This is a genomic window from Sphingobacterium sp. UGAL515B_05, from assembly GCF_033097525.1.
In the GTDB taxonomy this organism is placed as follows: Bacteria; Bacteroidota; Bacteroidia; order Sphingobacteriales; family Sphingobacteriaceae; genus Sphingobacterium.
This window is the reverse complement of the sequence record NZ_CP109907.1, coordinates 1,409,005-1,433,677: the sequence shown is the minus strand read 5'-3', so window position 1 is coordinate 1,433,677 and position 24,673 is coordinate 1,409,005. Positions and strand designations below refer to the sequence as shown.

Below are 24,673 nucleotides of genomic sequence, written 5' to 3'. Positions count from 1 at the left end.
ATTATGAACAAATGAAAAGATATCTCATCAATATACTATTGGGAACTGCTGCTATTACTGCAGTTAGTTCCTGTAAAAAGGATGAAAAATATACCTATCAAATAGGGGATCCTAAAATCGAATTGAAATCGCCTATCTCGACTGCAAATTTTGGGGATAGTCTCGAGTTTCAGGTCCATGTGTCGGATAGTGAAGTTGCGCTTTCTACTGTTAAAGCCCAATTGTATTTTACCGACGACAAGGTAACCGAAACCGTTATCCGTACCAAACAAAATGGAGACTATGCTGGAAAAATTTATGTTCCGTTCTTGAAAGATATTCCCGATGGAAAAGCAACCCTTAAGTTTGTCGTACAGAATATTAGCCAAAAAATAACCGAACAATCTTTTGATATTAATCTGAGCAGACCCGACTTTCCATATTTAACTTTAGTCACAGAATCCAAATCCTATCGCATGGAAAAGGTAGGGCGCAACCAATATGCGGCAAAAGAAAATTTTGCAGCTGAGGTAAAAGGCTATATTCAAGCGCCAAAAGTAGGTACACAAGGCAATGCGATGAATTTTGGTTGGGTCAATAATGTTATTAACTTGGGGTCTACCGCTGAAATTCCTTTTTCAAATTCGACTTCTGGTGTATATCCAATTCAATTTAATACATTGACATTTCAGGCATCTCCATTTATTGTTGTACTGTTAAATGGATCGCAGTTCAGTCGAGTGGATGATAAACATGCAAAAGTTGAAATCGAGCTGGCCCAAGGGAAAACGACGACTTTTGAAGGGATTGCGGATCTGCAAGATTGGTGGATCGATCCAGATTTCTTTACCAAAGCGGCCGATGGAACCCTATCGTTTAAAGGATCAACTGGAAAATACCGTGTTACAGCAGACTTTAACTTAAAATACTTTGTGGTTGAGGCGATGACAGGCAATGATTTGGCAAAACTACAAGATGATGGATCTGGTGCTGTATGGATTATCGGTGAGGGAATTGGAAAGCCTAAAGTATCCAGTAACCAGGTGGGCTGGAACACGGATAAAGCACTTTGTCTGGTGCCGCTAGGTAACAAGAAATACCAGATAACTGTTAAGGCAGGAGAGTCTATAAAATCCGATAACATCAACTTCAAATTTTTCCATCAAAAAGGATGGGGCGGTGAATTTGGTGGTGCAGATGTGACAACCTCAAGTGATATCGTCTTTGTGGGGGATGGCAATAATGGTCGTGATTCAGGCAATCTGGGTATCAAAACCGGCAAAGTTTTAGAGGCAGGTAAAACCTATGTTTTTACATTGGATTTAGCCGCTGGTAATAAGAAAGCGGTTTTGACGGTTGCGTCAAAATAATTAAAATTGAGTTTTATAAGTCCTAGGTAGTAGTCTGCCTAGGACTTTTTCTTTTAAATAGCATTTGTTTATTCCAAGATTCATTTGTTATATTTGCCCAAACTCAAAACGAATTATCATGAGCTCGATTTGGTAAGTTTACAAGATAAAGAAACAATCTTAACGAGGTAAGCTGCTATTGAGAATAAAATATTCGAATGAAAATTAGACTGTTTATATGGATTCTATTACCCTTGATGCTCCTGCAGAGCTTCTCAACGGTATGGCTATGGACCGTCTTCGAGTTGAATCGAGATTATATCGCGCGCTATGAATGTATCAATCGCTTTAACGATAATGCGCTTGCCTGTCGAGGCCAGTGTATTTTGATGAAGAAAATGCGCGAGCATGAGGAAAAGGAACAAAAAAATCTTGAATTACGTATTATTGATGTTGTTTTTATAAATAATACACAAGATTTTACTTTTAAAAACACGGCTCTTTATGAAGACACTGTGGAGCGCCTGCTTCCAGTATATAAAGAAGATTATTCCTATAATCCCATCTTTACAATATTTCACCCCCCTTTGGTTTAAATCCAGTTAATATTTTATTTGATTAAGTAGTCGATCACTGACGATGGATTACAAGGTATGCTAAGATTTCCTTCGTGTTATAATTTCGCTGTGAAACTGCTTTTAGTGATGCTCTGTCTATAAAATCGATCTTTCGGTTAAGCTATTTATTCAATAACTATTTATTTCAATGAAACCTTCCTAATTATTTGGGCTACATCGCGGTGTGGGTCCGAATCATTTGAATATTGATAATAGCTAATAATCTGTTCAATATCAGTATGATGGTTTCATTTCGCTAGAAGTTGAATGGAGCGCATCTATACGATGAAATATATCCGTTCGTCACAATAGGATATCATTTTGATTTATTGCGTGAGTTCCGGAGCTCACGCAATAAATCGGATAGTTTCCTAACAAATGAAAAATTATAGATGAGATATTTATTTATAAAAAAAGCGGGTTTTTATATCGCAATTATATCCTTTCTCCTAATTGCTTGTACAAAGGAGAAAACAGACTATGAGGCAGAACGTGGAAATACTGTGGCGGTGAATACGGAGTTTAAAGAGGTTACAAGTCTTGTTTCTTCAGGGTATAGTATTCGTATTGAGGCCTTAGGTGGGGTATTGTATCGCGGTTATAATGATATCCGCGTGATAATCAATAAGCAGCAAGATAATGAACCTGTAGCCGTTTCCTCAGTCAAATTGCTGCCAGTCCAAACCAATGTGGAAGGAATGAAAATTGTTTGTCCACACCAGTCCGAAATGGACTACACGTTGGATGGTCGCTACTTTTCGGGTTACAGTGTATTTACAGATGAAAGCTCTGCGGCAGCAAACTGGAATTTGGAAATCGATTTTACAATTGGCGGACAGACTTTCACAGCTACACAGCATGTAACTGTGAAGCCGCAGGTAAATAAAAACCGTAACCTAACCACTTTCACCGGGAAAGATGGCGAACAGTATTTAATCGCCTTGATTGCTCCTTGGAAACCAACTGTTTCTGAAAATAAGCTGGTCGCCGGGATTTATAAGTTGGACGCTGCACAATTGTCTTATACGACAGTCAATGGATATACCTTACAATTGGATCCGCGTATGCCAGAACCTTCGATGGGCAACCATTCTTCGCCCAATAATAAGGACTTGGTACAACAGGCAGACGGATTGTACCATGGCGTTGTGAATTACACAATGACAGGTAACTGGACATTGAATTTTATTTTGGTCAACCAAAATGGAAGGGTAATAGCAGGAACTGAGGTGCCCAAGGACTTTACACCGGGGGTAGAAGGTCGTAAAAGTGAGTTATACATTGATATTCTATTCTAGAGGCTATGAGGAAGATAAGTATTATTCTCTTTATGTTGTCTTTGGGATGGAACGTACACGGACAAAACAATCCTATTACCCGTGATACAACGAGACGTCTAGCCGAGGTTACAGTCAATGCAGCTGCCAAAAAGAGGATTGAAAACGATCTGAAGATGACAGTCTCTGTGGATGAATATTTGGCTTCTGCAAGTAATATCAGCTTCATAAAACGCGGTGCCTATGCCTGGGAACCCCTGCTCAATAATATGAGTAGTGAGCGTTCGACAATTACAATCGATGGGATGCATGTCTTTGGAGCATGTACGGATAAAATGGACCCGATAACCTCGTATGTAGAAAGTAATAACCTTGCTGCAATAGATATTAAATCGGGGCAGGAAGGTAATCTGCATGGTGCTACGGTCGCTGGCAGTATAGATCTAAAAAGAAGGAATACCGCGTTTGGTCTGCAGAAAAAAATTGGCGGAGCCTATCAGACTGGTTTTGAATTCAATAATAAGCAGAATTTCAATCTTGGGAATCTATATTACTCAAGTGACAAATTTGTGGCAGATGGAAGTATTGCCTTCCGGAAGGCTGGAAATTATTATGATGGAAATGACGATGAAGTACGGCATTCGCAATATAATAAATTCAATGCGTCGTTGGGCTTGGCCTATAAAACAAGTCCGCTTTCTGCTGTTCGGGTAGATGCTATTTTTGATCGTGCAAAAGATGTGGGATTTCCTGCTTTGCCAATGGACTTGTCCTTATCCAGAGCGATTATCACTTCCGCGGCATACAAACAGTTGTTTGAAGAGGGTTTGGTAAAGGTATGGGACACCAAAGTTTATTTTAATGCAGTTGAGCACTATATGGATGATACGACCCGTCCGGAAAATTTGGTCCATATGGATATGCCAGGCTGGAGTACGACCTACGGTCTTTTATCTAAAATTAATCTGCAGAAAGACCGCTATTCTTCGGAAATACAGGTAAATGCTTATGATAATCTATCGATAGCTGAGATGCGCATGTATCCGCAGGATCGATCCAAACAGACCATGTTTGCCTATAGCTGGCCATGGGTGACCACCCGTTTTGCAAGTGTAGCCATGAATAACGCGTTCGATCTTTCTGATATCAGTAGACTGGTCTTTGGAGGTTCATTGGGTTTGAATTATAACTATTCGAAATACGTTGAATTCAACTGGATTTTCCATCCTGGTTCTCCACAGAAGAAAAATAGAATTCTGCCGAGCCTACATGCTAGCTATCAGTTAAATATTGGTCAGTTTGACTTTTCCCTCGGAACAGGGTTTGGGCATCGTGCTCCTTCTGTTTCGGAGGCTTATGGTTATTACATTTACAACAGTTTCGATCGGTACGATTATATCGGAAATCCGGATTTAAAAAATGAAGTTTCTTATGAAGCCAATGCCAGTGCCGGATTTAAGACCGGAAAGTTAAGCATTGGGGCCAAGGCCAATTATTTCTTTATCCAAGACTACATTATTGGCCGGATATTGAGTTTGGGTAGCCCGATGAACTATCAATCGGTAGGCGTGAAAGGCTATACCTCTTTAGATCATGCGACTCTGTTTAATCTGGCACTCAATGCGCAATATCAAGTTTTGCCAAGTCTAGATTGGAAAGTCGTACTTAGCTATGCCAGAGGGCAAGACAATATGGGCGGAAACCTGCCTTTTATACGTCCCTTAAGTTATCAAACATCATTGCATTACCGATACAAAATGATCGGTGTGCAAACTTCAATGAACGGAGACTTTAGTCAGGTCAATTTCAGCCCTGAATACGGAGAGGACCAAACTGCATCCTATAAGATATGGAATGTCTCGGCAGACTATAACTTCACTATTGGAAAATTAAATGCCGTGTTTCAGGTCGGTGCGGAGAACCTCTTCAATGAATACTATAGTACCTATGCAGATTGGGGAAATATACCACGCATGGGTAGAAATATTTTTACATCCTTAAAAATCAATTTTTAAATACTTTAAAACTTAGAATAAAATGAAAAAAAATGCAATTAAACTCCTGATGATTTCTTTGGTTATGATTTCTTGTAGCAAAAGTGAAGATGTCGCCAACAGTGTTAACTTACATTTCAACAATACATTTAAAAATACAACAATTGTGCTGGGTGGTGCAGATTCTCCAGCTGCCACAACAAATACATCAGCCAGTGGACAACTGCATCAATTTTCTGAGCTGAAGTATGTAATTAGCAATATCAGACTGATTAAAGCCGATGGATCTGAAATCCCTTATAATGTAAATGATCTGGATAAAGGGGCTACAGTAATTGATCAGGCGAAAGCGGCAACTTTAAATTATGTGTTGAGTAATATACCTGTTGGCGAGTATAAACAGATCAAATTCGGCTTGGGGGTAAAACAGGAAATAAATACGTTGGATCAACTGAGATTCCCGGTTTTCTATGCAACAGCTGGGGCCAACGATACTAAAATGCACTGGGAATGGGGAACAGGTTACCGATTTACGAAATTGGAAGGCTTTTATGGTGCTGATCATAAAGAGTTGTCTATTCACACAGGAAGTACGATCAGCGGAACAAATGGTGATGAATCCACCTATAAACAGGGGGTAGATGCTTATCGGGATATTACCTTGAATTTACCTTCCTTAGTTACTGTTGGAAAAAGTGTACCACAGATTAATATCAGGGCGGATTTTGATAAGCTCTTAAGCGGGAAGACGAATACCATTACATTGGGTGCTAACAATGCTGTGCCTAATATTCATTCGGCAGTGGAAATGGTGAAGTTTGTTGATAATCTTGGTGGTAACGGTAGCAGTGATACAGCTGGGATGTTCACTGTTGAGAGTGTTTCTAACTAAATTTTACGTGAATGGCTATGATCTTGAATGGGATTGTAGCCATTTGCTGAAAATATGTTATGCATAAACAAAAGAACGCAGTCTGATTGTATCATCACTTTCGAATGCATTTTGAATATTCATCAACCATTGATAAAAATAAAAGGATGAAAAAAGTCATCTTAATCCTGACAGTTATAGTAATTGCTTTATCCTGTAGTAGGGATGATATCGTTGAATCTACGCAGGATGATAACCCAACAGTTACTTTAAATATTCCTGCGGATTTTCCCAGTCTGAATAATGCATTTAATAGCAATAAGCCGACAAAGTATGGTGTTGAATTGGGTGAAAAACTATTTCATGAGAAAAGATTCAGTGGAAATAATACGATATCGTGTGCCAGTTGCCATAATCCCTCATTGGCTTTTTCCGATGGAAAAATGCAGGCAGTGGGTATAGATGATCGCGTAGGCTTTCGGAATACGCCACCTTTGCAGAATTTGGCTTTTATGAAATTTTATAATTGGGATGGCAATATACTCGAACTGGAAAAGCAACCTTTAGTGCCAATTATCACGCATGAGGAGATGAACTCATCTATTCTGGAGGTCATCGGTAAAATCAATGGCGAGTTTGATTATAAAATATTGTTCAAGAAGGCTTTTGGCGATGAGAATATTACACCTGAACGAATTTATAAAAGCATTGCGCAATATGAGTATACTTTAATTTCGGCCGACAGTAAATATGATCGGGTAAAACGAGGTGAAGGGGAGCAATTCACGATTGAGGAAGAACGCGGATATCAGCTGTTTAAGTTGAAGTGTGAAAGCTGCCATGCAACAGAATTATTTACCGATCAGAGTTTTAGAAATGTAGGGTTTCCTTTAAATAAACATCCAGACGAGGCCGGACGAGCACGTATCACAGGTATTGAAACGGACTATATGGCTTTTCGGGTGCCTTCTTTAAGAAATGCGGAATATACAGCACCTTATGGAAGCTTTGGACAGTTCCCAACGTTAAAATCTGTCCTGGATTATTTTGACAAAGGTGTTTTGGATGCAGCTAACCTTGATCCGATTCTTAAAGAAAATGGTAAAAGAATTCCGATGACAGAAGAAGAAAAGGAAGCTATCATAGCGTTTATTAAAACATTAAGTGATCCCAAATTTGTAGGCAAATAATGCTGATTTATGAATAGAAGAGATCAACCAATTGTTTCGCTTCTTTTACATCATGTACGCGGAGAATTTGTACGCCTCTTTCGAGAAGTAAGGTATTTAAAGCTGTAGTGCCATTTAAAGCTTCTTGGGCGGTGATTCCGATTTTTTTATAAATCATGGATTTACGGGATATTCCACCCAAAATTGGTAATTCGAAGTAGTGAAGTTCATTGACACGATAGAGCAACTCATAGTTCTGTTCGACTGTCTTTGCAAAACCAAATCCCGGATCAAGAATAATGTCTTTCACCCCCATACTTCTTAGTGTCGCAATGCGGTCACCTAAAAAGGTGGCTACGTCAGTTACAATATCTGTATAATCTGTTTTTTCCTGCATATTTTCGGGAATACCGCGCATATGCATGAGAATATAAGGAACTTGATATTTTGCTACCGTGGCGAACATGTTATCATCGAGCGTACCTCCCGAAACATCATTTATGATGTGCACTCCCGCATCGATTGCAGCCGCAGCAACGTCTGCCCTAAAGGTATCTATTGATAAAATAGCGTTAGGAAATGCAGTTTTAATTGCTCGAATAGCGGGAAGAGCTCGATCCATTTCCTCCTGTGATGAAATTAATGGGGCGCCCGGACGTGAGGAATATGCGCCAATATCAAGAATTTGAGCACCTTCAAGCAATAGCTTCTTTGCTTTCTCTACCGCAAGTTCGACGGTTGTATTGGCGCCACCGTCATAAAAAGAATCTGGAGTCACATTGAGTATCCCCATAATAATGGGCTTTTCGAAGGTCATTAAGGTACCATCGACCAGTATGGAGTGACAGGCTGAAGTGTGGAATCTTTTCATCAGAACAATGCTAGGTTTGGTGTGAGAATGGGTTATTTGACAACCAAAACACCGTCAGCAATAATGCTAATATCTTTTTTAGGTTGTGTAATCTGGTCTATTTCAGACTGTGATTTACCAAGATCCTTTGCCGCATGTTGTAACGATGCTACAGAAACTTCCTTTTTCTTTGCGATACCCTCGACAACAACCGTTTTGCCGACAATGTCTGCTGGCATGAAGAAACCATAGTCTTTAAAACGGACGGTAATAGGTTCTTCGCCTTCCCGTTGCAGGGTCATGAAACAGCCTTTTTTCTTACATACCTCAACGACCTTACCTGCCACCTTTCCGTTGAATGCGTTCTTTTGCGTGAGTTCTTTTTCAAGCTTTGCTACTGAAATCGCATTGGTCGCAGAGATTTCTTTGCCATATTTTACGCCTGGTTTGGCTGCGGGAATATCCTTTTGCTGCGCAAAAGATAAATTGGTAACAGCAAATGCTAATGCAAAAAATAAAACGATCTTTTTCATGCTATTTTCTAATAAATTCAAATTTACCACTTGGGTCCAGCTTCATGACAGTAGATGATTTTCCATCTGTTGTTACGTCTCTGTCATAGGCGACAATATAGTCTACGCCATCTTTGATGGCATCAGATATTTCGTCAAAATCTTTCGCCGTGGGTTCACCACTGATATTTGCTGAAGTTGAAATTATCGGTTTGCGAAACCGTTGTAAAAGTTGTTCACAAAAAGGGTGCTTGACAATTCGAATGCCAATTGAACCGTCCTCAGCAATCGCATTGGGCGCAAGATTTTTGGCATTCGAATAGACAATTGTCAAGGGTTTTTCGGTGTATTCAATAAGTTGATAAGCCACATCCGGGATTTCATTTACATAACTTGCCAATTGATTGTCGTTGTGTAAAAGGACGATCAGACTTTTGGATTTATCTCTTCCTTTCAGCTGGAAAACTTTCTCCACGGCATCAGGATTGGTGGCATCACAACCGATCCCCCAAATGGTGTCGGTAGGGTATAGAATTAATCCGCCGTTTTTTAACGTCTCCAAGGCCTTATTCAAATCCTCACGATCTACGAATGCACTCATCTTATCTTTATACTAGTTTTAATTTTTATACAGCTACATTATGATCACGTAGTGCATCATTTAATGAAGTCTTTTTGTCTGTAGACTCTTTACGTTGACCAATGATCAAAGCGCAAGGAACTTGATATTCCCCTGCCGCAAATTTTTTGGTGTAAGAACCCGGGATAACAACAGAGCGGGCAGGTACATAACCTTTATATTCTACTGGTTGAGGTCCCGTAACGTCGATAATTTTTGTTGACGCTGTCAATACCACATTAGCACCCAACACAGCTTCTTTCTCTACACGAATACCTTCTACTACAATCGCTCTTGAACCAATGAAAACATTGTCCTCAATAATCACTGGAGCTGCTTGTACAGGCTCTAATACGCCACCAATTCCGACGCCGCCACTTAAGTGTACATGTTTACCAATTTGTGCACAAGAGCCAACAGTTGCCCAAGTATCCACCATGGTACCTTCGTCTACATAAGCACCGATGTTAACGTAAGAAGGCATCATAATCACTCCTTTAGCCAAATATGCACCTAAACGAGCAGAAGCCCCTGGTACAACACGTACTCCAGTGTGTTTGTAGTCTGTCTTTAATTTCATTTTATCATGAAACACAAAAGGACCTGCAGTCATTTCGCGCATATCATTGATTGGAAAATATAAAATAACAGCTTTCTTTATCCAGTCATTGACGTGCCATCTTGTACCGATCATTTCAGCGACGCGGATTTCACCGCTATCTAATTTCATGATAACAGTGCGGATGGCTTCTGTATATTCTTTATATTCCAATAATTGCCTATCTTCCCAAGCTTCCTCAATCAGTTTTTTAAGTGGCTCTACCATATTATTTATTTTCTTATTTGAATTAGTTTATTTTGATGTACAAACTTAGATAAAGTTGGACTTAAAAACAACTTTATCCATTGTTCCTTGCAATAGACTTTCCTGATAACAACACCCTATCAGATTATGGTCAACTCCTGACTCCAACTACAGTGTATGCACAGTGAGTCCACGTTGAGTCCACCTTTTCAAGGTGCATTCACACTGCAGACATTGTTTTCACACCCCGCTTGCAGTCAGGACTTGGTATGGATTTGATGACAACTTGTCCGCAATTAGCTATTACACTCTTCCGGTGAACGGATGAAAGACGTTTTAATAATTGAACTCAGTTTAATCGGAATTTTCCATAATTGCTTTTGGTTATAATGGTTCTAAAAATATAATTATTTTTGTATTATGGCTGGAACATCAGAAAAATTGAGAATTGATAAATATTTGTGGTCAATTCGCTTATTTAAGACAAGAACTTTGGCAACAGAGGCCTGTAAGGCAGGTCGGGTGAAACTAAAAGGCCAAAATATAAAACCCTCCTATGAAGTTAAGATCGGAGATGTATACCATGTCCAAAAGGGAATTGAGAAAAAAGTGGTGAAGGTGACAGGTCTTTTGGAACGTCGTGTTGACGCCAAGACTGCTGTTCAATTCTACGAGGATCAAACACCTGTTGAAGAAACTGTAGGGTTTAAATCCGTATTTCATGCTCCTGTCCTAAAACGCGACCGCGGTACAGGGCGACCTACTAAAAAAGACCGTCGTGAGATAGATGATTTACAATCTTCAGAATGGTGGGAGAAGGAAGATGAATAACCTCAAGATATGCGCCATAATAATTGTGGGAAGCCTGTTGGCAATTTCCTGTAAATCGTATCAAAAACCTGTGGCCATGACGGAGGGTGAATTTGTTTTGGCGATCCATGGTGGAGCGGGGACGATCTTGAAAAAGAATATGACAGATTCGATGGAGCAAGCTTATAGGATCGTCTTGGAGCAAGCGCTTCGTATCGGCTATCAAAAGTTGCAAGAAGGTAAATCCAGTTTGGAAGCCGTCGAATCTGCTATCCATGTTATGGAAGACTCACCCTTGTTTAATGCAGGGAAAGGAGCGGTTTTTACACATGACGGACGCAACGAACTGGATGCTTCCATCATGAATGGTAAATCCTTAGCCGCAGGCGCCGTTGCAGGAGTGACGACGATCAAAAATCCAATCTCGGCAGCCAAGGCGGTGATGGAAAAATCTGAGCATGTTATGATGGTGGGTAAAGGTGCCGAAGAGTTTGCGAAGCAAGTGGGATTGACCATTGTAGACCCTTCTTATTTTTGGACGGAAGCGCGTTGGGAAGCTTTGCAGAAAGTGAGCAAGGATGACAGTACACGAACACAACTAGATCACGATCAAAAACAAAGCTCACGCTTAGGCATCATCAATAAAGATGCTAAATTCGGTACAGTAGGATGTGTTGCCTTGGATAAAGCAGGAAACTTGGCCGCGGGTACGTCTACAGGAGGGATGACAAACAAGAAGTTTGGGCGGGTCGGAGATTCACCAATTATTGGTGCTGGAACGTATGCGAACAATAATACCTGTGCTGTTTCCTGTACTGGATGGGGTGAATATTATATCCGCACCGTGGCGGCATATTCGGTGTCCGCTTTAATGGAATATAAAGGTGAACCTGTTGATCAGGCGAGCAGGCAAGTAATTGATCGGATTGGTGAAATGGGCGGTAATGGCGGCATGATCGCATTGGATAAAAATGGACATGTTGCTATGCCTTTTAATACCGCCGGCATGTATCGGGGTACGGTGACTAAAGACGGTAAAATAACAGTAGAAATTTATAAGTAGCCAATTCAGCTGTTTTCAGCTTCATAAAATATCCCAAGTGATCAATACAATACATGTTGAAGATCGCTTGGGATATTTTATGCTAATTATTTTTATTGAACAGCAGTTATGGCCTATTATGTCAAATTGCCGTTAGGTATTGTTCTATCTCATCAAATTGGATATCACCATGTGAAGCGTCATATAAACTGTTTTTTCCTTCAACAATCAGTATTTGAGGTGATTGATGTTCTACATTCCAACGTTGGGCAATCTCATTCGATAAAGGGCGGTAACGCAAAAGGTCTAAAAGATAAATCGCATAATCATGGTCTGAAGTAGCAGACATACGCTCAAGACTACGCTTAGCCATATTGCTAATACCACAAGTCGTGCTATGTTTAAAGATGGCTACAACTTTATCGGATTGATAAAGCTCCTGTAGCTGTTCTTCTGTATTTAATTCTATCCAATTAATCATATTATAGTTCTGTAAATTTTTTCTGTTCTACCTGTACAAAAGATGAAATAGAGGAGAATATACAACTCTTTTGGTCATTGCTTGTGGAATTGAAGAAACTGGGTAAACGTATCCCGTCGCCAATCTCTTTATATTTGCTCACTTCATAGGTGTTTTTTTCGCCCTTATCTGTGTATTCGTAACGCACAATCTCACCAGTATTTTGATCAATATAAAGCAAACCATCAATCTTTGAACCAAAGATAGGGCCTGACGAGCTGATATTTGCTATCGTTAATTTCTGTCCAGCACTGAAGCTTTCCTTCTGGTTTTTCAGCTGCACATTCTTCTGTCCGATCAAAGTAGGCAAAAGTAGTAGATTGAGATCCGAAAATAGCTGGTTTTTAATTGATTTCTTAAGCTCGGGCCCATCTGTAGATAGATTCCCTCCAATAAAGAGTTTATCTGACCCAGGGTTTTTAAAATTAAACAGGTAGGTCACCTGATCCGTTCCCTTATAGCCATCAAATCGACATGCTCCAGTCGTTCTATTGAACAGGAACTTTCGTTCGTCGTTTGACAACTGATCTGAGATGGTATTTCCCTTTGCTGAGAAAGCCAAAAACTGCAAAGAATCCCATTTTTCCTGGCCACCGATACTTTGCCAAATCTGCTTGTTTAGACTATCGTCTTGTGCCACTAGATCCAACTGACAGAATAACGTCAGTATAACGACCAAGAGTACATTCGATAATGTTTTCATAATCCTATTTTTTAAAGAAACAATCATCAAGTAATTCGTATCAAAATTGATCCCATGAAACTTCATTATTGCGTCATTGTCTATAAAACTACCGACTGTTGTATAATTGATTTACACGACAATCAAGACAATTCGATAACAATTTATTCTAGTGAAAAAATAAAAATCGATTAATAAGATAACTGAATATTTTATTAATCGATTTGTTCAAAATATAAGTACCTGAGTAATAAGCTATGCTCAGTAATACTTTTCATCATTGAATGGTAGGCAAAATTGATACCAAACTAGAATTTTTTGGCAATATGAGCCATTTGTATTGCTGTAATAGCAGCTTCTTCGCCTTTATTACCATGTTTCCCTCCGGCACGATCCAATGCTTGCTGAAGGTTGTCAGTTGTTAATACGCCAAAAACAGCCGGTTTATTATATTTGAGCCCTACATTGGCAATACCATTTGCAACTGCATCGCAGATAAAATCGAAGTGTCTGGTCTCACCCTGAATGACGCAACCTAAACAGATAACAGCGTCAAAACCCTGATTTCTGAATGCGAGGTCTGCTCCTGAAATTAATTCGAAACTTCCAGGAACCTCAATGACTTGGATGTTGTTTTCCTTAGCGCCATGCTCTTCCAAACCCTTTATTGCACCATTCAATAATGCACCTGTAATTTCTGCATTCCATTGTGCAACAACGATTGCAAATTTGAATGGACTTGCATCCGCAACCTGGATATGCGAAAAGTCGGATAAATTTTTAATGCTACTTGCCATAATAGTAACAAAGATAGTGATTTTAGATGGTCACAAAAAAAGAGGCTATCAAATAGCCTCTTTTTATTATGCTTTTATAATTATTCTCTTATAAATGTGCTTGTACACGGCCTAATAAACCATCAATTGTAGAAGCTTCTTGGCTCTCTGGGAAATCTGTTTTAATCTTCTTGTAAGCAGTCTCTGCACTTTTATAGTCATTTTGTGCTTCATATACAAGCCCTAGTTTTTTCAAAAAGAGCGGAGTTGTATACGAGTTGCTTGATTTTTCAGAAGCTTGCTTGTAGTAATCAGCGGCTTTTTTGTAGTCTTTTAACTCTGAATAAGCATCTCCAGTGAGACCAATTACGAGCGGATCTAGAATTTGGCTTCCTGTTGGAGCATATTTTTCAAGAGCCTTCACAGCATCTTCGAATTTACCTTGACGTAAATATAAACCGCCTAAATATGCGTTTGCAATATTTGCCGATTTTGTATTGGAATATTCATCCGCAATTTGTTTAAATCCAAGAAAAGCACCGTCGCCCGTGATTGCTTTATTTTGTAAAGAATCAATTGTGGCCAGCTGTTCTGCTTTGTACATACGGTTCGAAGCTTCTTCTGCTCTTGGATCTAGATAAAGCTTTTGATATCCAAAATAAAGTAAGATCAATACAACGATACCACCTAAAATGAACACGACACTTTTTTGGTTATCTTGAAAAAAAGATCCTTTTGAAGGTTTGAAACCTTGATTTGTATTATTTGTGTTTTTAGACATTACTAATCAGTAAAATATGGATTGCAAAAATACACTTTTCGAGCAAATTTGCAAGTGTTTTGCAAATTTTAAAGTGAATTAACTTTAGTTTTCCGACTTATTCGATAACTCGATTTCCCGATCCAGTTGCTCGTAGATCGAATTTTTGCTTTTGAATTCAGGTACAATAATTTTCATTTGATAGACAACTTCGTTTTTGTTCTGTGTCGCTAAACGCTGTTGCAATTCTTCGATTTTTATACTTACAATATCATAATTATTTTCTCTGACTTTGGCGATCATGATCTTTTCGTGGTGCGTCGGCAACGTATTCTCCAAATCATTTAATAACTCCTCATATAGTTTTTCCCCGGGTCTTAATCCCGTGAATTTTATTTCAATATCTTCATTCGGTTTAAATCCTGAAAGGCGAATCATTTTTTTTGCTAACTCGACTATTTTTACAGATTTTCCCATATCAAATACAAAAATCTCTCCTCCTTGTCCCATCGTACCAGCTTCAAGAACCAATCGACAGGCTTCGGGAATGGTCATAAAATACCGCGTAATTTCTGGATGCGTAACTGTTACGGGGCCGCCTTTTTGAATCTGGTCTCTGAATCGAGGGATAACTGATCCATTGGAGCCTAAGACATTGCCAAAGCGGGTTGTGATAAATTTGGTGTGCACAGTTGCCCCTAACGAGTTTTCCAAATGATTGTTTAACGATTGTACATAGATTTCTGCGATACGCTTTGTCGCTCCCATGATATTCGTGGGATTGACAGCTTTATCGGTAGAGACAAAAACAAATTTTTCCACTTGATATGCTACGGCTAAATCAGCTAGATTCTTAGTACCCATGACATTGGTCTGTACCGCTTCCAAAGGGTGGTTTTCCATCATTGGGACATGTTTGTATGCTGCAGCGTGATATACATAGTGTGGTTTGAAAGTCTCAAAAAGTAATTGCATCCTTTTTGTACTTCGGACGTCTGCGATATAAGTATGATATACCTGATTGGGAAATTCATCCTGAAGGTCAAGTTGGAGGTTATGTAACGGCGACTCGGCCTGATCGCAGAGGATGATCATCTGAGGTTCGTATCTCCCTAATTGGGTTGCGATTTCACTCCCTATGGATCCTGCCGCACCAGTAACTAAGATTCTTTTGCCTTTCGTTTGGTTTAAGATGTGGTCGTCGTTAATTTTAATTGGTTCTCTTTCTAATAAATCTTCAATTTTTATTTTTTGGATCTGATTTGGGTTAAGATCACCATTCATGATCTTTTTAACAGGAGGTAGCGTTAATATGTTCACATTTTTTTCGAGCGCAACATCTGTAATTTCATTTTTACGGTCCGAAGGGATGTTGTGCGAAGCGATGATAACCTCCTCAACATTCAATGTATTGATCAGATGGCTGAACTTCTGTGAGGAATATATTTTGGTACCATCAATTACCTTGTTGATTTTTTGTTCATTATCGTCCAAGAATCCAACAATAGCATTTTTGGATCGTACATCATGGTCTAAGGTTCTTTTTACAGCAATCCCCAAATCACCGGCGCCATAGATCAGTGTCTTTTTTCTGGAGCCACTGACTTTTTTGGTGTATAGAAAGAAAATTTTGATAATCGTTCTATATACGGTTAAAATAAGAAAGGAGAAGAGTGCAAAGAAAATAATGAGTGCAGTTGGAATGTTTCGTTCTATCTCGTTTGCCTGAATGACTAATTTTATAACCAGGAGAACAAAAACACTAAATGTTATCGTTGATAATATCCGTATTGAATCGATAGCGCTTGTGTAACGAACTATACCAGTATACATCTTAAAGAGGTAGAATGATAAGGAACATATACCTATAAATAAAATGTAACGAATGGCAAAATCAATGTCAAGCAGAAAATCGAAGTTAAAATCATAGTAAATGACATTTGCGAGGAGATAAGCGATGGATACACTAAAGATGTCCAATAAAAAAATGATCCACCGTGGCACTATATTAACTTTGCTGAGCATGGTATTATATCTGATTAATTTAGACAAATGTAGATAAATTTGTTTCATTCCAAAGCTGTGCCAAACCAAATTTATCTTCGTTTGATAAGATTGATTTTTTATTGTAATTTTAGCTAACGATCAATTTTACAAGATGAATGAGTTAGGAAAGCTTGCGAGTCAGGCTATGATTTCTCCAAAAGAGATGCTGTTTGAGAAGAAAAAGAATGCAAAGAGTTTATTTATTGGCATTCCAAAAGAAATTTCGCTTCAGGAAAAGCGGATCTGCTTGACACCATTAGCGGTTGCATTATTGGTAGAAAATGGGCACGAAGTAATTATTGAAACGGGCGCTGGTGCGGGGGCTAATTTTTTGGATCATCATTATAGTGAACAGGGGGCTCGTATCGTTTCTTCTCGGGAAGAGGTTTATCAGGCAGATCTGATCATTAAAGTTGGTAGCCCTATCCTTAGTGAAGTGAAGTTGATGAAAGAAAGGCAGCTTTTATTATCGTCACAGCAACCTTCACTCATGAACCTGGATGTACTAAAGGCGTTAATGCATAAAAAAATCACTGCAATTTCTTACGAATATTTAAGAGATGAGGGTGGTTGCCTAGCGGTGGTTCGTGCAATGAGCGAAATCGTAGGGGCAACGGCAACCTTAATTGCAGGGGAGTATCTGAGCAATGCATTTGGAGGGAAGGGACTGATGCTCGGTGGTGTGACCGGCGTAGCTTCCACAGAAGTCGTTATTATTGGCGCGGGCACCGTTGGTGAACAAGCTGCCCGAACGGCTTTGGCGTTAGGAGCAGAGGTAAAGGTGTTTGATAATTCGATTTATAAACTTAGACGCCTGCAAAACAATCTTGGCAGCCGTGTTTTCACTTCCGTTATACAACCTATTATTTTAAACAAGGCAGTTATCAGCTCTGATGTAGTTATTGGCGCCCTACGAGCTCGTAATGGACGCTCTGCCTGTATAATTTCGGAAGAAACGGTTTCTAAAATGAAACCTAATTCTGTAGTGATCGACGTGAGTATCGATCAGGGGGGGAATTTTGAAAGCTCAGAAGTAACCTCACATGATAAACCTATCTTTCGGAAATTTGACGTTATTCACTATTGTGTCCCCAATATAGCGTCTCGGGTAGCACGAACAGCCACTTATGCAATGAGCAATATTTTTACATCAATTTTGCTTGATTTTGCCGAACTTGGGGGGCTGAAAAATGCAATCTGGAAGAATCCCGGTATTCGGAGTTCAATTTATTTGTACCAAGGAAACCTTACAAATGTTGACATGGCCTCAAGATTTAATATGACGGCGAAAGATTTAGATCTTTTAGTTGTGTCTTCCTTATAAACCATGGGTATCCAGCTCATATTTGATTCGTTTTTCGAGTAAATGTAATCTGGAGTTCTCTTTTAAAATATTATTTTAATGAAAAGAATTTTTATGATTTTATGTTCGTTGATTTCTCTCGTTAAGGCGCAGGAAACAATACATCTTTATGCAGATTCCATTCCAAACGCGACTGATAAGGAGCAAGTGAATTTAGAAAAAAATGTACCAAAGTTATTCGCTTATACGGCAGATAAAAGTATTGATAAAAATATCGCCGTATTGGTTATTCCGGGGGGTGGTTATTCTCATATAGCAATGGATCATGAGGGACATGCTGTAGCAAAAGAGTTGATAAAAAATGGTTATTCAGCATTTGTTTTACAATATCGATTGCCATCACCGAATATTATGCGTGACAAATCAATTGGACCTCTTCAAGATGCCCAGCGGGCAATGCAATTGATCCGAACCTTGCATCCCGGACTTCGAAAAGTTGGAGTAATTGGATTTTCCGCTGGCGGGCACCTGGCTTCCACTTTAATTACGAAGTTTAAGAAAGATTATATAGCGAATCCTTCCCATGTATCGCTAAGACCTGATTTTGCAGGATTGATTTATCCAGTAATCTCTATGGAAAATGATATAACACATAAAGGTTCGCGTATCAATCTCATTGGAGAAAACCCTTCGGAAGACCAAATCAAACTGTTCTCTTCCAATCTGCAGGTATCTTCTGAGGTTTGTCCGGTTTTCTTCGTACATGCCAAAGACGATATGGCTGTGCCGATAGAAAATAGCTATAGAATGATGGCAGCTTTGGACAAGTCAAAAGTGCCCAACAAGCTTTATACCTTTGAGCAAGGGGGGCACGGCTTTGGGTTAATTAACAAAACCTCGGATAAGTTATGGTTTGACGCATTTTTATCTTGGCTAGATACACAAGACTAGGGCATACAATTAATGGTCAAAAGCGATCCAGTGCGATATGGTTAGATCGACAGCCTGTAGTTTTTGTGGAATTATTTGCGACGTTATAATTGCATGTAAGTTAATCTCATTATTACTGACGACGATTTCATAATAAAAACCTCTGAATCGCACATCTTTTACAAAAAAAGTAGACTGCTCAGAAGGACTGATTGAAATCCATTCTTGATGTATCGCGATTGGTTTTTCGCTTGTTATGCCTAAATTTTGAGCTTGCTCAACCTGTAATATGTTGCTTTTTGCCAGTAATTGCGCGGTATAAGGGTGCGACGGATTACTATAAAGTACGTGCGGGTTGTTTTGATCTAGGATTTTGCCCGATTTCATCACGATGAGATTATCTGCCAGGGCAAGTACTTCCGTAGGATCGTGTGAAACTAAAATGACGGTTAGTCCAGTTTCTTTAACAATGTCTTTTATATCCTGCTGTAGTGTGTCGCGAAAAGAAGCATCGACCTGATTGAAGGGTTCATCCATTAGTAAAACTTCAGGTTCGTTTATCAGGGCGCGACAGATCGCAACACGCTGTTTCTCTCCGCCACTGATGTCTGCCACTCTTTTTTTAGCGAGGTGATCTATGCGTAGACGTTGCAGTATTTCCGCCGTTTTATCTTGTTTGCGTTTAATGTCGGTATTTGGTAACTGCGACGCAACATTATCCCATACATTGGCATAAGTATTTAAATCATCGAAGCCCTGTGAGACTAGTTTCATTGCGTCGTGTCCGGGAATTAACTTGTCTTTACGCGTAGGAACCTGCCACCCTTTATAGCGGACAACACCGCCGGTTGGTTCCAATAAACCGTATATTAGCCGTAGTAAGGTGCTTTTTCCACTGCCAGATTCACCGATAATTGCTGTAATCTTCCCTTCTTCGATATCAAAAGAGCTATTTTCGACGGCGAATTGGATGTTGTTCTCATGAAAGGAAAAGCTAAGATGTTCTGCATGTATGGCCGCTAATCCGGGCACATGAATATCAGAAGGAATATATTGACAAGATGATGAATGAGCCATAGTAAGGGGTCAAAAAAGGTAGGTTAACGAATGGAAATTTTACGTGTTGTTGCATCTATGGTGTTAATATGTATCTCTTTTGCTTCTTCAGGAAGTAAATTGGGGATTTTCTCTGGCCACTCAATAAAGCAGTAAGCACCTGAATAAAAATATTCCTCATAACCAAAATCGAATGCCTCCTGTTCGTCTTTAATACGGTAAAAGTCAAAGTGATATATAGGACCAACGGGAGATTCGTATTCATTAACAATGGAGAATGTAGGACTAGAGGTGCTATCTTGTACGTTTAACTGTTGGCATAAGTATTTTACAAAAGTAGTCTTTCCAGCCCCCATTGAACCATATAGCAAAAAAATGCGGTCCTTTGGAAAACTATTTAAAACTGTCTGAGCCGCTTGAGATAGATCTGCTATCGTATTTACAATAATTTCCATGTTACAAAATTACTATTTCGGCAAGTATGTCGCAAAGGGGATAATCATTTCTTCTAAAGATATTCCCCCATGCTGGAACGTTCCATTAAAGTAATTGACAAATTGATTGTAGTTGTTGGGGTAAACAAAATACGAATCTTCTTTGGCAAAAACGTATGTTGAACTAACATGAAGTTTAGGCAACTGTGCCTCGTGGGGATTTTTGATAACAAAAACATCTTTGTCAATATAGTTTAGATTTTTCCCTTGTTTATATCTCAAATTTGTATTTGTGTTTCGATCACCAACAATTTTACTTGGTTTTTTTACGCGAATAGTGCCATGGTCGGTTGTAATAATCACACGGACTTTCTTCTGTGATAGCCATTTTATAGTTTCTAATAAAGGGGAGTGTTCAAACCATGACAAAGTAAGGGAGCGATATGCTGCTTCGTCGTTTGCTAATTCGCGAATCATAGAACTGTCTGTACGTGCGTGAGAAAGCATATCAACAAAGTTATACACTAATACATTGAGTTGATTGTGCATCAAATTACCGAGATTGTCTACTACGTCTTTTCCCTGTTCCAATGTCAATACTTTCGTGTAAGAGTGCTTTATGGGTTTGCGATAAAGGCGCTTAATCTGATCCTCCAAAAATTTATCCTCATAGAGATTCTTGCCGCCTTCGTCTTCATCGTTTTGCCATAATTTCGGAAAGCGTTTTTCCATTTCCAGTGGCGTTAAACCACTAAAGATAGCATTTCGAGCGTATTGTGTGGCCGTCGGTAAAATACTGTAATAGTTTATCTCCTCCTCAAGTCTAAAATAGTCGGTGATTACCTCATTGATAATTTTCCATTGATCGAAACGCAAATTGTCGATTAGAAAGAAAAATGTGGGTACATTATCTTCTATGGTCGGAAATACCTTCTTTTTAAATAGCTGGTGTGATAAAATGGGTGCGTTTTCGGGGCGATTGATCCACTGTATATAGTTGTTTTCTATAAATTTTGAGAATTGCATGTTTGCTTCGGATTTTTGCATCGTCAGAATTTCATGCATATTGTTATCTTCAAGCTTTTCGAGGGACAATTCCCAATAGACAAGTTTTTTGTAAACTTCTGACCATTGGTTAAAATCCAGATTATCATTCAGGATCATCCCCAAATTGCGAAAGTCTTGTTGATAAGCCATGGATGTTTTCTCATTGACAAGACGTTTGTTCTCCGTTAATTTTTTTATTGTCATCAAGATCTGCTTGGGGTTGACCGGCTTGATAAGATAATCATCTATTTTGGAGCCAATGGCATCTTCCATGACATGTTCTTCTTCGTTTTTTGTGACCAGAACAACGGGAACAGTAGGGTTGATCGATTTGAGTATGGCAAGTGTTTCGAGCCCGGTTAGCCCAGGCATATTTTCGTCTAAGAAAACGAGGTGGAAAAAACCATTTTTAAAGGCTTCAACGGCATCATTTCCATTGTTGACTGTGTCAACTTTGTAACCTTTGCTTTCTAAAAATAAAATGTGTGGTTTTAGAAAGTCAATTTCATCGTCAGCCCAAAGAATATGTGTTTTTTGCATCTTGTTATTATATGTCTATTAGTAGTAGAGGGGGGGATCGGATTTTCGATCTCATGCTAACATAAGCAAATATCGTGCTTCAGATTTTATTTTTAACATTTATTAACGATGAACTAACTATCTTTGTTTTAAGTTTATACTAGTGTTAACCAGGAGTTCATGATTAAAGGGCTCGGTTTCATATTTATAGTGTTGATGATCGTATTAATTTGTCTCCACATTGAACAAAAATAAAATTATTAATGATCCGGTATATGGATTTGTCGCTATTCCTACAGGATTGGTCTTCGATCTAGTGCAACATCCTTATTTCCAAAGGCTCCGCTATATTAAGCAGGTGAGCATGACACATCTCGTCTATCCCGGAGCTTTGCATACCCGTTTTCAGCATGCCATAGGAGCGATGCATTTGATGTCGATGGCATTGGAAACTTTGAGGAGTAAAGGTGTTATAATTTCAGGGGATGAAGAGGAGGCTGTTCTGTCGGCAATATTGCTGCATGATATAGGTCACGGCCCTTTTTCACATTCTTTGGAGCATAGTTTGATTGAAGGTGTTTCTCATGAGCTATTGTCTTCCCTTTTAATGGATCGAATCAACCATGATCTGGGTGGAAGACTAAGTCTTGCAATTACAATCTTTAATAATAAATACGAACGTAAATTTCTGCATCAATTGGTGTCGAGCCAATTGGATGTTGATCGAATGGATTACCTCAACAGAGATAGTTTTTTTACAGGCGTATCGGAAGGCGTCATTTCTTTTGACCGTATTATAAAAATGCTCAATGTGGTGGAGGATGAAATAGTGGTAGAGTATAAAGCGCTTTATTCTGTAGAGAAATTTCTGATTGCGCGGCGGTTGATGTATTGGCAAGTCTATTTACACAAGACCGTTATCGGTGCTGAACAGTTATTGATTAAAATTCTGCAGCGGGCAAAATATCTGACGGCTGCTGGCCATAAGCTCTTTTCTACTCCGGCGTTTCATTGGTTTTTAAGCCAGCAGGTTAACAAAACTAACTTTTTGGATGACCCGTTACATTTGGATTGGTTCACCCGTTTAGATGATACGGATATTATGTCTGCCATAAAAACATGGGAACGTCATGAGGATCCTATTTTAAGTACCATGTGCCAGCGCGTGATGAAACGTAATCTATATCGATCGGTCATGAGTAATAAGCCATTTGCTCCAGAGTATGTTGATTTAGTGAAGGCGAAAGTACAGAGGGAGATGAATGTGGCTCAAGAGGATATTCATTATTATGTATTTACGCAGGAAATTCAAAACCGGGCCTATAATTCTTCCCAGGATCAAATTAAAATACTATTGAAATCGGGCGAGCTTGTTGACATTGCAGAAGCTTCTGACCTCGGGAATTTAGAAGCACTATCGAAAAATGTAGCTAAATATGCTTTATGTTATCCAAAAGAGGTGGGATATGTTGCAATTACTTCCATCATGTAGTTATTTTTTAATAAAAAAACATAGATTTGTACCATGCAATTTACTGCTCAACAAATAGGGACATTATTAGAAGGACGGATTGAAGGAAATCCAGAAGTTACTGTAGGTAACCTTGCCAAAATTGAGGAAGGTAAAAAAGGCGATCTTTCTTTTTTGTCAAATCCAAAATATGAGCATTTTATTTATACTACCGACGCCTCGATCGTTATTGTTAATGAAGATTTCCACTTGACTCAAGCAACTAAAACGACATTGACGATCATACGGGTTAAGAATGCTTATGCTGCTTTCTCTACTATTCTGAATATGTATAATGAGTTTCGTCTTGACAAAAGCGGACGTGAAGAACCTCATTTTATTCATGCTGATGCTGAGATCGGTCAAGGAGGTTACATAGGTGCATTTGTATATATTGGTAGAGGGGCTTGTATTGGAGATAATGTAAAAATTTATCCGCAAGTTTATATTGGGGATAAAGTTACAATAGGAGATAATACAACACTTTATCCGGGGGTGAAGATTTATCACGATTGTAAGATTGGAAAAAATGTCGTAGTACACTCTGGCGTTGTGATTGGATCAGATGGATTTGGATTTGCACCGCAAGAAGATGGAACATATAAAAAAGTTCCTCAGATTGGTTATGTCCAAGTGGAAGATAATGTTGAGATTGGTGCCAATACTGTAATCGATAGAGCAACAATGGGCGCTACTATAGTGCGTGATGGTGTCAAGTTGGATAATTTGATCCAAATTGCACATAATGTTGATATTGGAAAGAATACAGTAATCGCAGCGCAAACAGGTATTTCTGGTAGTTCAAAAATTGGAGAACATGTGGTTTTAGGAGGTCAGGTTGGTGTCGTTGGACATATTGTTGTTGCAAAGGGATCTCAAATCCAAGCCCAATCAGGAGTGAATAGATCGATTAAAGAAGAAGGTAAAAAGTGGGGCGGTACGCCAGTAATGTCTTACCAGCCGCAGTTGCGCTCTAATGTGATTTTTGCACGTCTTCCTGAGTTGGAAAAACGAATCCAAGAGTTAGAAAAGTTAGTAGAAAAAAAATTGAAATAATTATTTTTCATTGAAAATAAACTGTTCTTTAATTGTGATGAAATAATCATTCCTGAGTAAGCCGATGGCGAACATCAATATAGCTTAAAGGATAAAGGTTTTGTCAAAAGAAGTTTTGATTTAAAAATATGTTATTAGAA

The 24,673-nt window shown here is 39.0% G+C and carries 24 protein-coding genes and 2 pseudogenes; 13 read left to right on the top strand and 13 right to left on the bottom strand.

From position 1 onward, the window contains the following. The first annotated feature begins 11 nt into the window (after window positions 1-11). The 6 genes from OK025_RS05905 (at window position 12) to OK025_RS05880 (ending at window position 7,277) form a co-directional block, all read left to right on the top strand. Window positions 12-1,349, top strand: a complete 1,338-nt coding sequence (locus OK025_RS05905) for a DUF5125 domain-containing protein (protein ID WP_317668674.1) — start codon at window positions 12-14, stop codon at window positions 1,347-1,349. 197 nt (window positions 1,350-1,546) lie between these two features. After that, window positions 1,547-1,924, top strand: a complete 378-nt coding sequence (locus tag OK025_RS05900; protein WP_075990767.1) for a hypothetical protein — start codon at window positions 1,547-1,549, stop codon at window positions 1,922-1,924. A gap of 413 nt (window positions 1,925-2,337) precedes the next feature. Then, window positions 2,338-3,243, top strand: a complete 906-nt coding sequence (locus OK025_RS05895; RefSeq protein WP_317668673.1) for a hypothetical protein — start codon at window positions 2,338-2,340, stop codon at window positions 3,241-3,243. 5 nt (window positions 3,244-3,248) lie between these two features. After that, window positions 3,249-5,237, top strand: coding sequence for a TonB-dependent receptor (locus OK025_RS05890; protein ID WP_317668672.1), 1,989 nt, complete (start codon window positions 3,249-3,251; stop codon window positions 5,235-5,237). A 22-nt stretch (window positions 5,238-5,259) separates the two neighbouring features. After that, window positions 5,260-6,108 carry an MbnP family protein gene (locus OK025_RS05885; RefSeq protein WP_317668671.1) on the top strand — a complete coding sequence of 283 codons (849 nt, stop codon included), beginning with the start codon at window positions 5,260-5,262 and terminating at the stop codon, window positions 6,106-6,108. Window positions 6,109-6,254: 146 nt separating this feature from the next. Further along, window positions 6,255-7,277, top strand: a complete 1,023-nt coding sequence (locus OK025_RS05880) for a cytochrome-c peroxidase (RefSeq protein WP_317668670.1) — start codon at window positions 6,255-6,257, stop codon at window positions 7,275-7,277. Window positions 7,278-7,284: 7 nt separating this feature from the next. Here the strand turns inward: OK025_RS05880 and folP are convergent, their stop codons facing one another. From folP to OK025_RS05860, 4 genes are read right to left on the bottom strand one after another with little or no spacing between them, the layout of a single operon-like run. Next, complete coding sequence (folP, locus tag OK025_RS05875) at window positions 7,285-8,127, bottom strand: dihydropteroate synthase (RefSeq protein WP_317668669.1); 843 nt, start codon at window positions 8,125-8,127, stop codon at window positions 7,285-7,287. Between the two features lie 32 nt (window positions 8,128-8,159). After that, the gene (locus OK025_RS05870; RefSeq protein ID WP_317668668.1) at window positions 8,160-8,639 is read right to left on the bottom strand and encodes a DUF4920 domain-containing protein; all 480 of its coding nucleotides are present in this window, start codon (window positions 8,637-8,639) and stop codon (window positions 8,160-8,162) included. A gap of 1 nt (window position 8,640) precedes the next feature. Next, a complete protein-coding gene (locus OK025_RS05865; protein WP_088159989.1) occupies window positions 8,641-9,219 on the bottom strand; it encodes an L-threonylcarbamoyladenylate synthase in 579 nt (192 codons plus the stop codon). Window positions 9,220-9,244: 25 nt separating this feature from the next. Further along, window positions 9,245-10,063 (bottom strand): 2,3,4,5-tetrahydropyridine-2,6-dicarboxylate N-succinyltransferase, encoded by an 819-nt coding sequence (locus tag OK025_RS05860; protein ID WP_317668667.1) that lies wholly within the window; start codon window positions 10,061-10,063, stop codon window positions 9,245-9,247. Window positions 10,064-10,462: 399 nt separating this feature from the next. Here OK025_RS05860 and OK025_RS05855 point away from each other — a divergent pair, with 399 nt between their 5' ends. Together OK025_RS05855 and OK025_RS05850 are read left to right on the top strand one after the other, a co-directional pair. After that, the gene (locus tag OK025_RS05855; RefSeq protein WP_317668666.1) at window positions 10,463-10,873 is read left to right on the top strand and encodes an RNA-binding S4 domain-containing protein; all 411 of its coding nucleotides are present in this window, start codon (window positions 10,463-10,465) and stop codon (window positions 10,871-10,873) included. Beyond that, complete coding sequence (locus OK025_RS05850) at window positions 10,830-11,915, top strand: isoaspartyl peptidase/L-asparaginase (RefSeq protein WP_317668665.1); 1,086 nt, start codon at window positions 10,830-10,832, stop codon at window positions 11,913-11,915. The genes OK025_RS05855 and OK025_RS05850 overlap by 44 nt, the downstream gene beginning before the upstream one ends. Window positions 11,916-12,036: 121 nt before the next feature. Here OK025_RS05850 and ytxJ read toward each other — a convergent pair whose 3' ends face one another. From ytxJ to OK025_RS05825, 5 genes are all read right to left on the bottom strand, one after another. Continuing rightward, complete coding sequence (ytxJ, locus tag OK025_RS05845; protein WP_317668664.1) at window positions 12,037-12,375, bottom strand: bacillithiol system redox-active protein YtxJ; 339 nt, start codon at window positions 12,373-12,375, stop codon at window positions 12,037-12,039. Between the two features lies 1 nt (window position 12,376). Beyond that, entirely contained in the window at window positions 12,377-13,117 is a 741-nt protein-coding gene (locus OK025_RS05840; RefSeq protein ID WP_317668663.1) for a hypothetical protein, read from the bottom strand. Between the two features lie 287 nt (window positions 13,118-13,404). Beyond that, on the bottom strand, window positions 13,405-13,893 hold the full coding sequence (gene ribH, locus OK025_RS05835) for a 6,7-dimethyl-8-ribityllumazine synthase (protein ID WP_075990779.1): 489 nt from the start codon (window positions 13,891-13,893) through the stop codon (window positions 13,405-13,407). Window positions 13,894-13,981: 88 nt separating this feature from the next. Continuing rightward, window positions 13,982-14,653 (bottom strand): tetratricopeptide repeat protein, encoded by a 672-nt coding sequence (locus tag OK025_RS05830; RefSeq protein ID WP_286849555.1) that lies wholly within the window; start codon window positions 14,651-14,653, stop codon window positions 13,982-13,984. An 84-nt stretch (window positions 14,654-14,737) separates the two neighbouring features. Further along, window positions 14,738-16,705 carry a nucleoside-diphosphate sugar epimerase/dehydratase gene (locus OK025_RS05825; protein ID WP_317668662.1) on the bottom strand — a complete coding sequence of 656 codons (1,968 nt, stop codon included), beginning with the start codon at window positions 16,703-16,705 and terminating at the stop codon, window positions 14,738-14,740. 85 nt (window positions 16,706-16,790) lie between these two features. On the opposite strand from OK025_RS05825, the gene OK025_RS05820 reads away from it, so the two are divergent. Beyond that, window positions 16,791-18,002, top strand: a complete 1,212-nt coding sequence (locus OK025_RS05820) for an alanine dehydrogenase (RefSeq protein ID WP_317668661.1) — start codon at window positions 16,791-16,793, stop codon at window positions 18,000-18,002. 78 nt (window positions 18,003-18,080) lie between these two features. After that, the gene (locus OK025_RS05815) at window positions 18,081-18,932 is read left to right on the top strand and encodes an alpha/beta hydrolase (RefSeq protein ID WP_317668660.1); all 852 of its coding nucleotides are present in this window, start codon (window positions 18,081-18,083) and stop codon (window positions 18,930-18,932) included. Window positions 18,933-18,941: 9 nt separating this feature from the next. Here OK025_RS05815 and OK025_RS05810 read toward each other — a convergent pair whose 3' ends face one another. The 3 genes and pseudogenes from OK025_RS05810 to OK025_RS26750 form a co-directional block, all read right to left on the bottom strand. Further along, window positions 18,942-19,988, bottom strand: coding sequence for an ABC transporter ATP-binding protein (locus OK025_RS05810; protein ID WP_317668659.1), 1,047 nt, complete (start codon window positions 19,986-19,988; stop codon window positions 18,942-18,944). Between the two features lie 23 nt (window positions 19,989-20,011). Next, window positions 20,012-20,422: a tRNA (adenosine(37)-N6)-threonylcarbamoyltransferase complex ATPase subunit type 1 TsaE gene (gene tsaE, locus OK025_RS05805; protein ID WP_317668658.1), complete on the bottom strand. Its 411-nt coding sequence runs from the start codon at window positions 20,420-20,422 to the stop codon at window positions 20,012-20,014. A 12-nt stretch (window positions 20,423-20,434) separates the two neighbouring features. Continuing rightward, window positions 20,435-21,286: pseudogene (locus OK025_RS26750) on the bottom strand (PglZ domain-containing protein); the annotation flags it as partial. Window positions 21,287-21,299: 13 nt separating this feature from the next. Between OK025_RS26750 and OK025_RS26745 the strand changes: the two are divergent. Beyond that, on the top strand, window positions 21,300-21,398 hold the full coding sequence (locus tag OK025_RS26745; RefSeq protein WP_411567698.1) for a hypothetical protein: 99 nt from the start codon (window positions 21,300-21,302) through the stop codon (window positions 21,396-21,398). A gap of 257 nt (window positions 21,399-21,655) precedes the next feature. Here the strand turns inward: OK025_RS26745 and OK025_RS26740 are convergent. After that, window positions 21,656-21,988, bottom strand: a pseudogene (locus tag OK025_RS26740) (response regulator); the annotation flags it as partial. Window positions 21,989-22,208: 220 nt separating this feature from the next. On the opposite strand from OK025_RS26740, the gene OK025_RS05795 reads away from it, so the two are divergent. Both OK025_RS05795 and lpxD read left to right on the top strand, forming a co-directional pair. Beyond that, window positions 22,209-23,459: an HD domain-containing protein gene (locus OK025_RS05795; protein WP_317668656.1), complete on the top strand. Its 1,251-nt coding sequence runs from the start codon at window positions 22,209-22,211 to the stop codon at window positions 23,457-23,459. 33 nt (window positions 23,460-23,492) lie between these two features. Next, window positions 23,493-24,533, top strand: coding sequence for a UDP-3-O-(3-hydroxymyristoyl)glucosamine N-acyltransferase (gene lpxD, locus OK025_RS05790; protein WP_317668655.1), 1,041 nt, complete (start codon window positions 23,493-23,495; stop codon window positions 24,531-24,533). Window positions 24,534-24,673 lie beyond the last annotated feature (140 nt).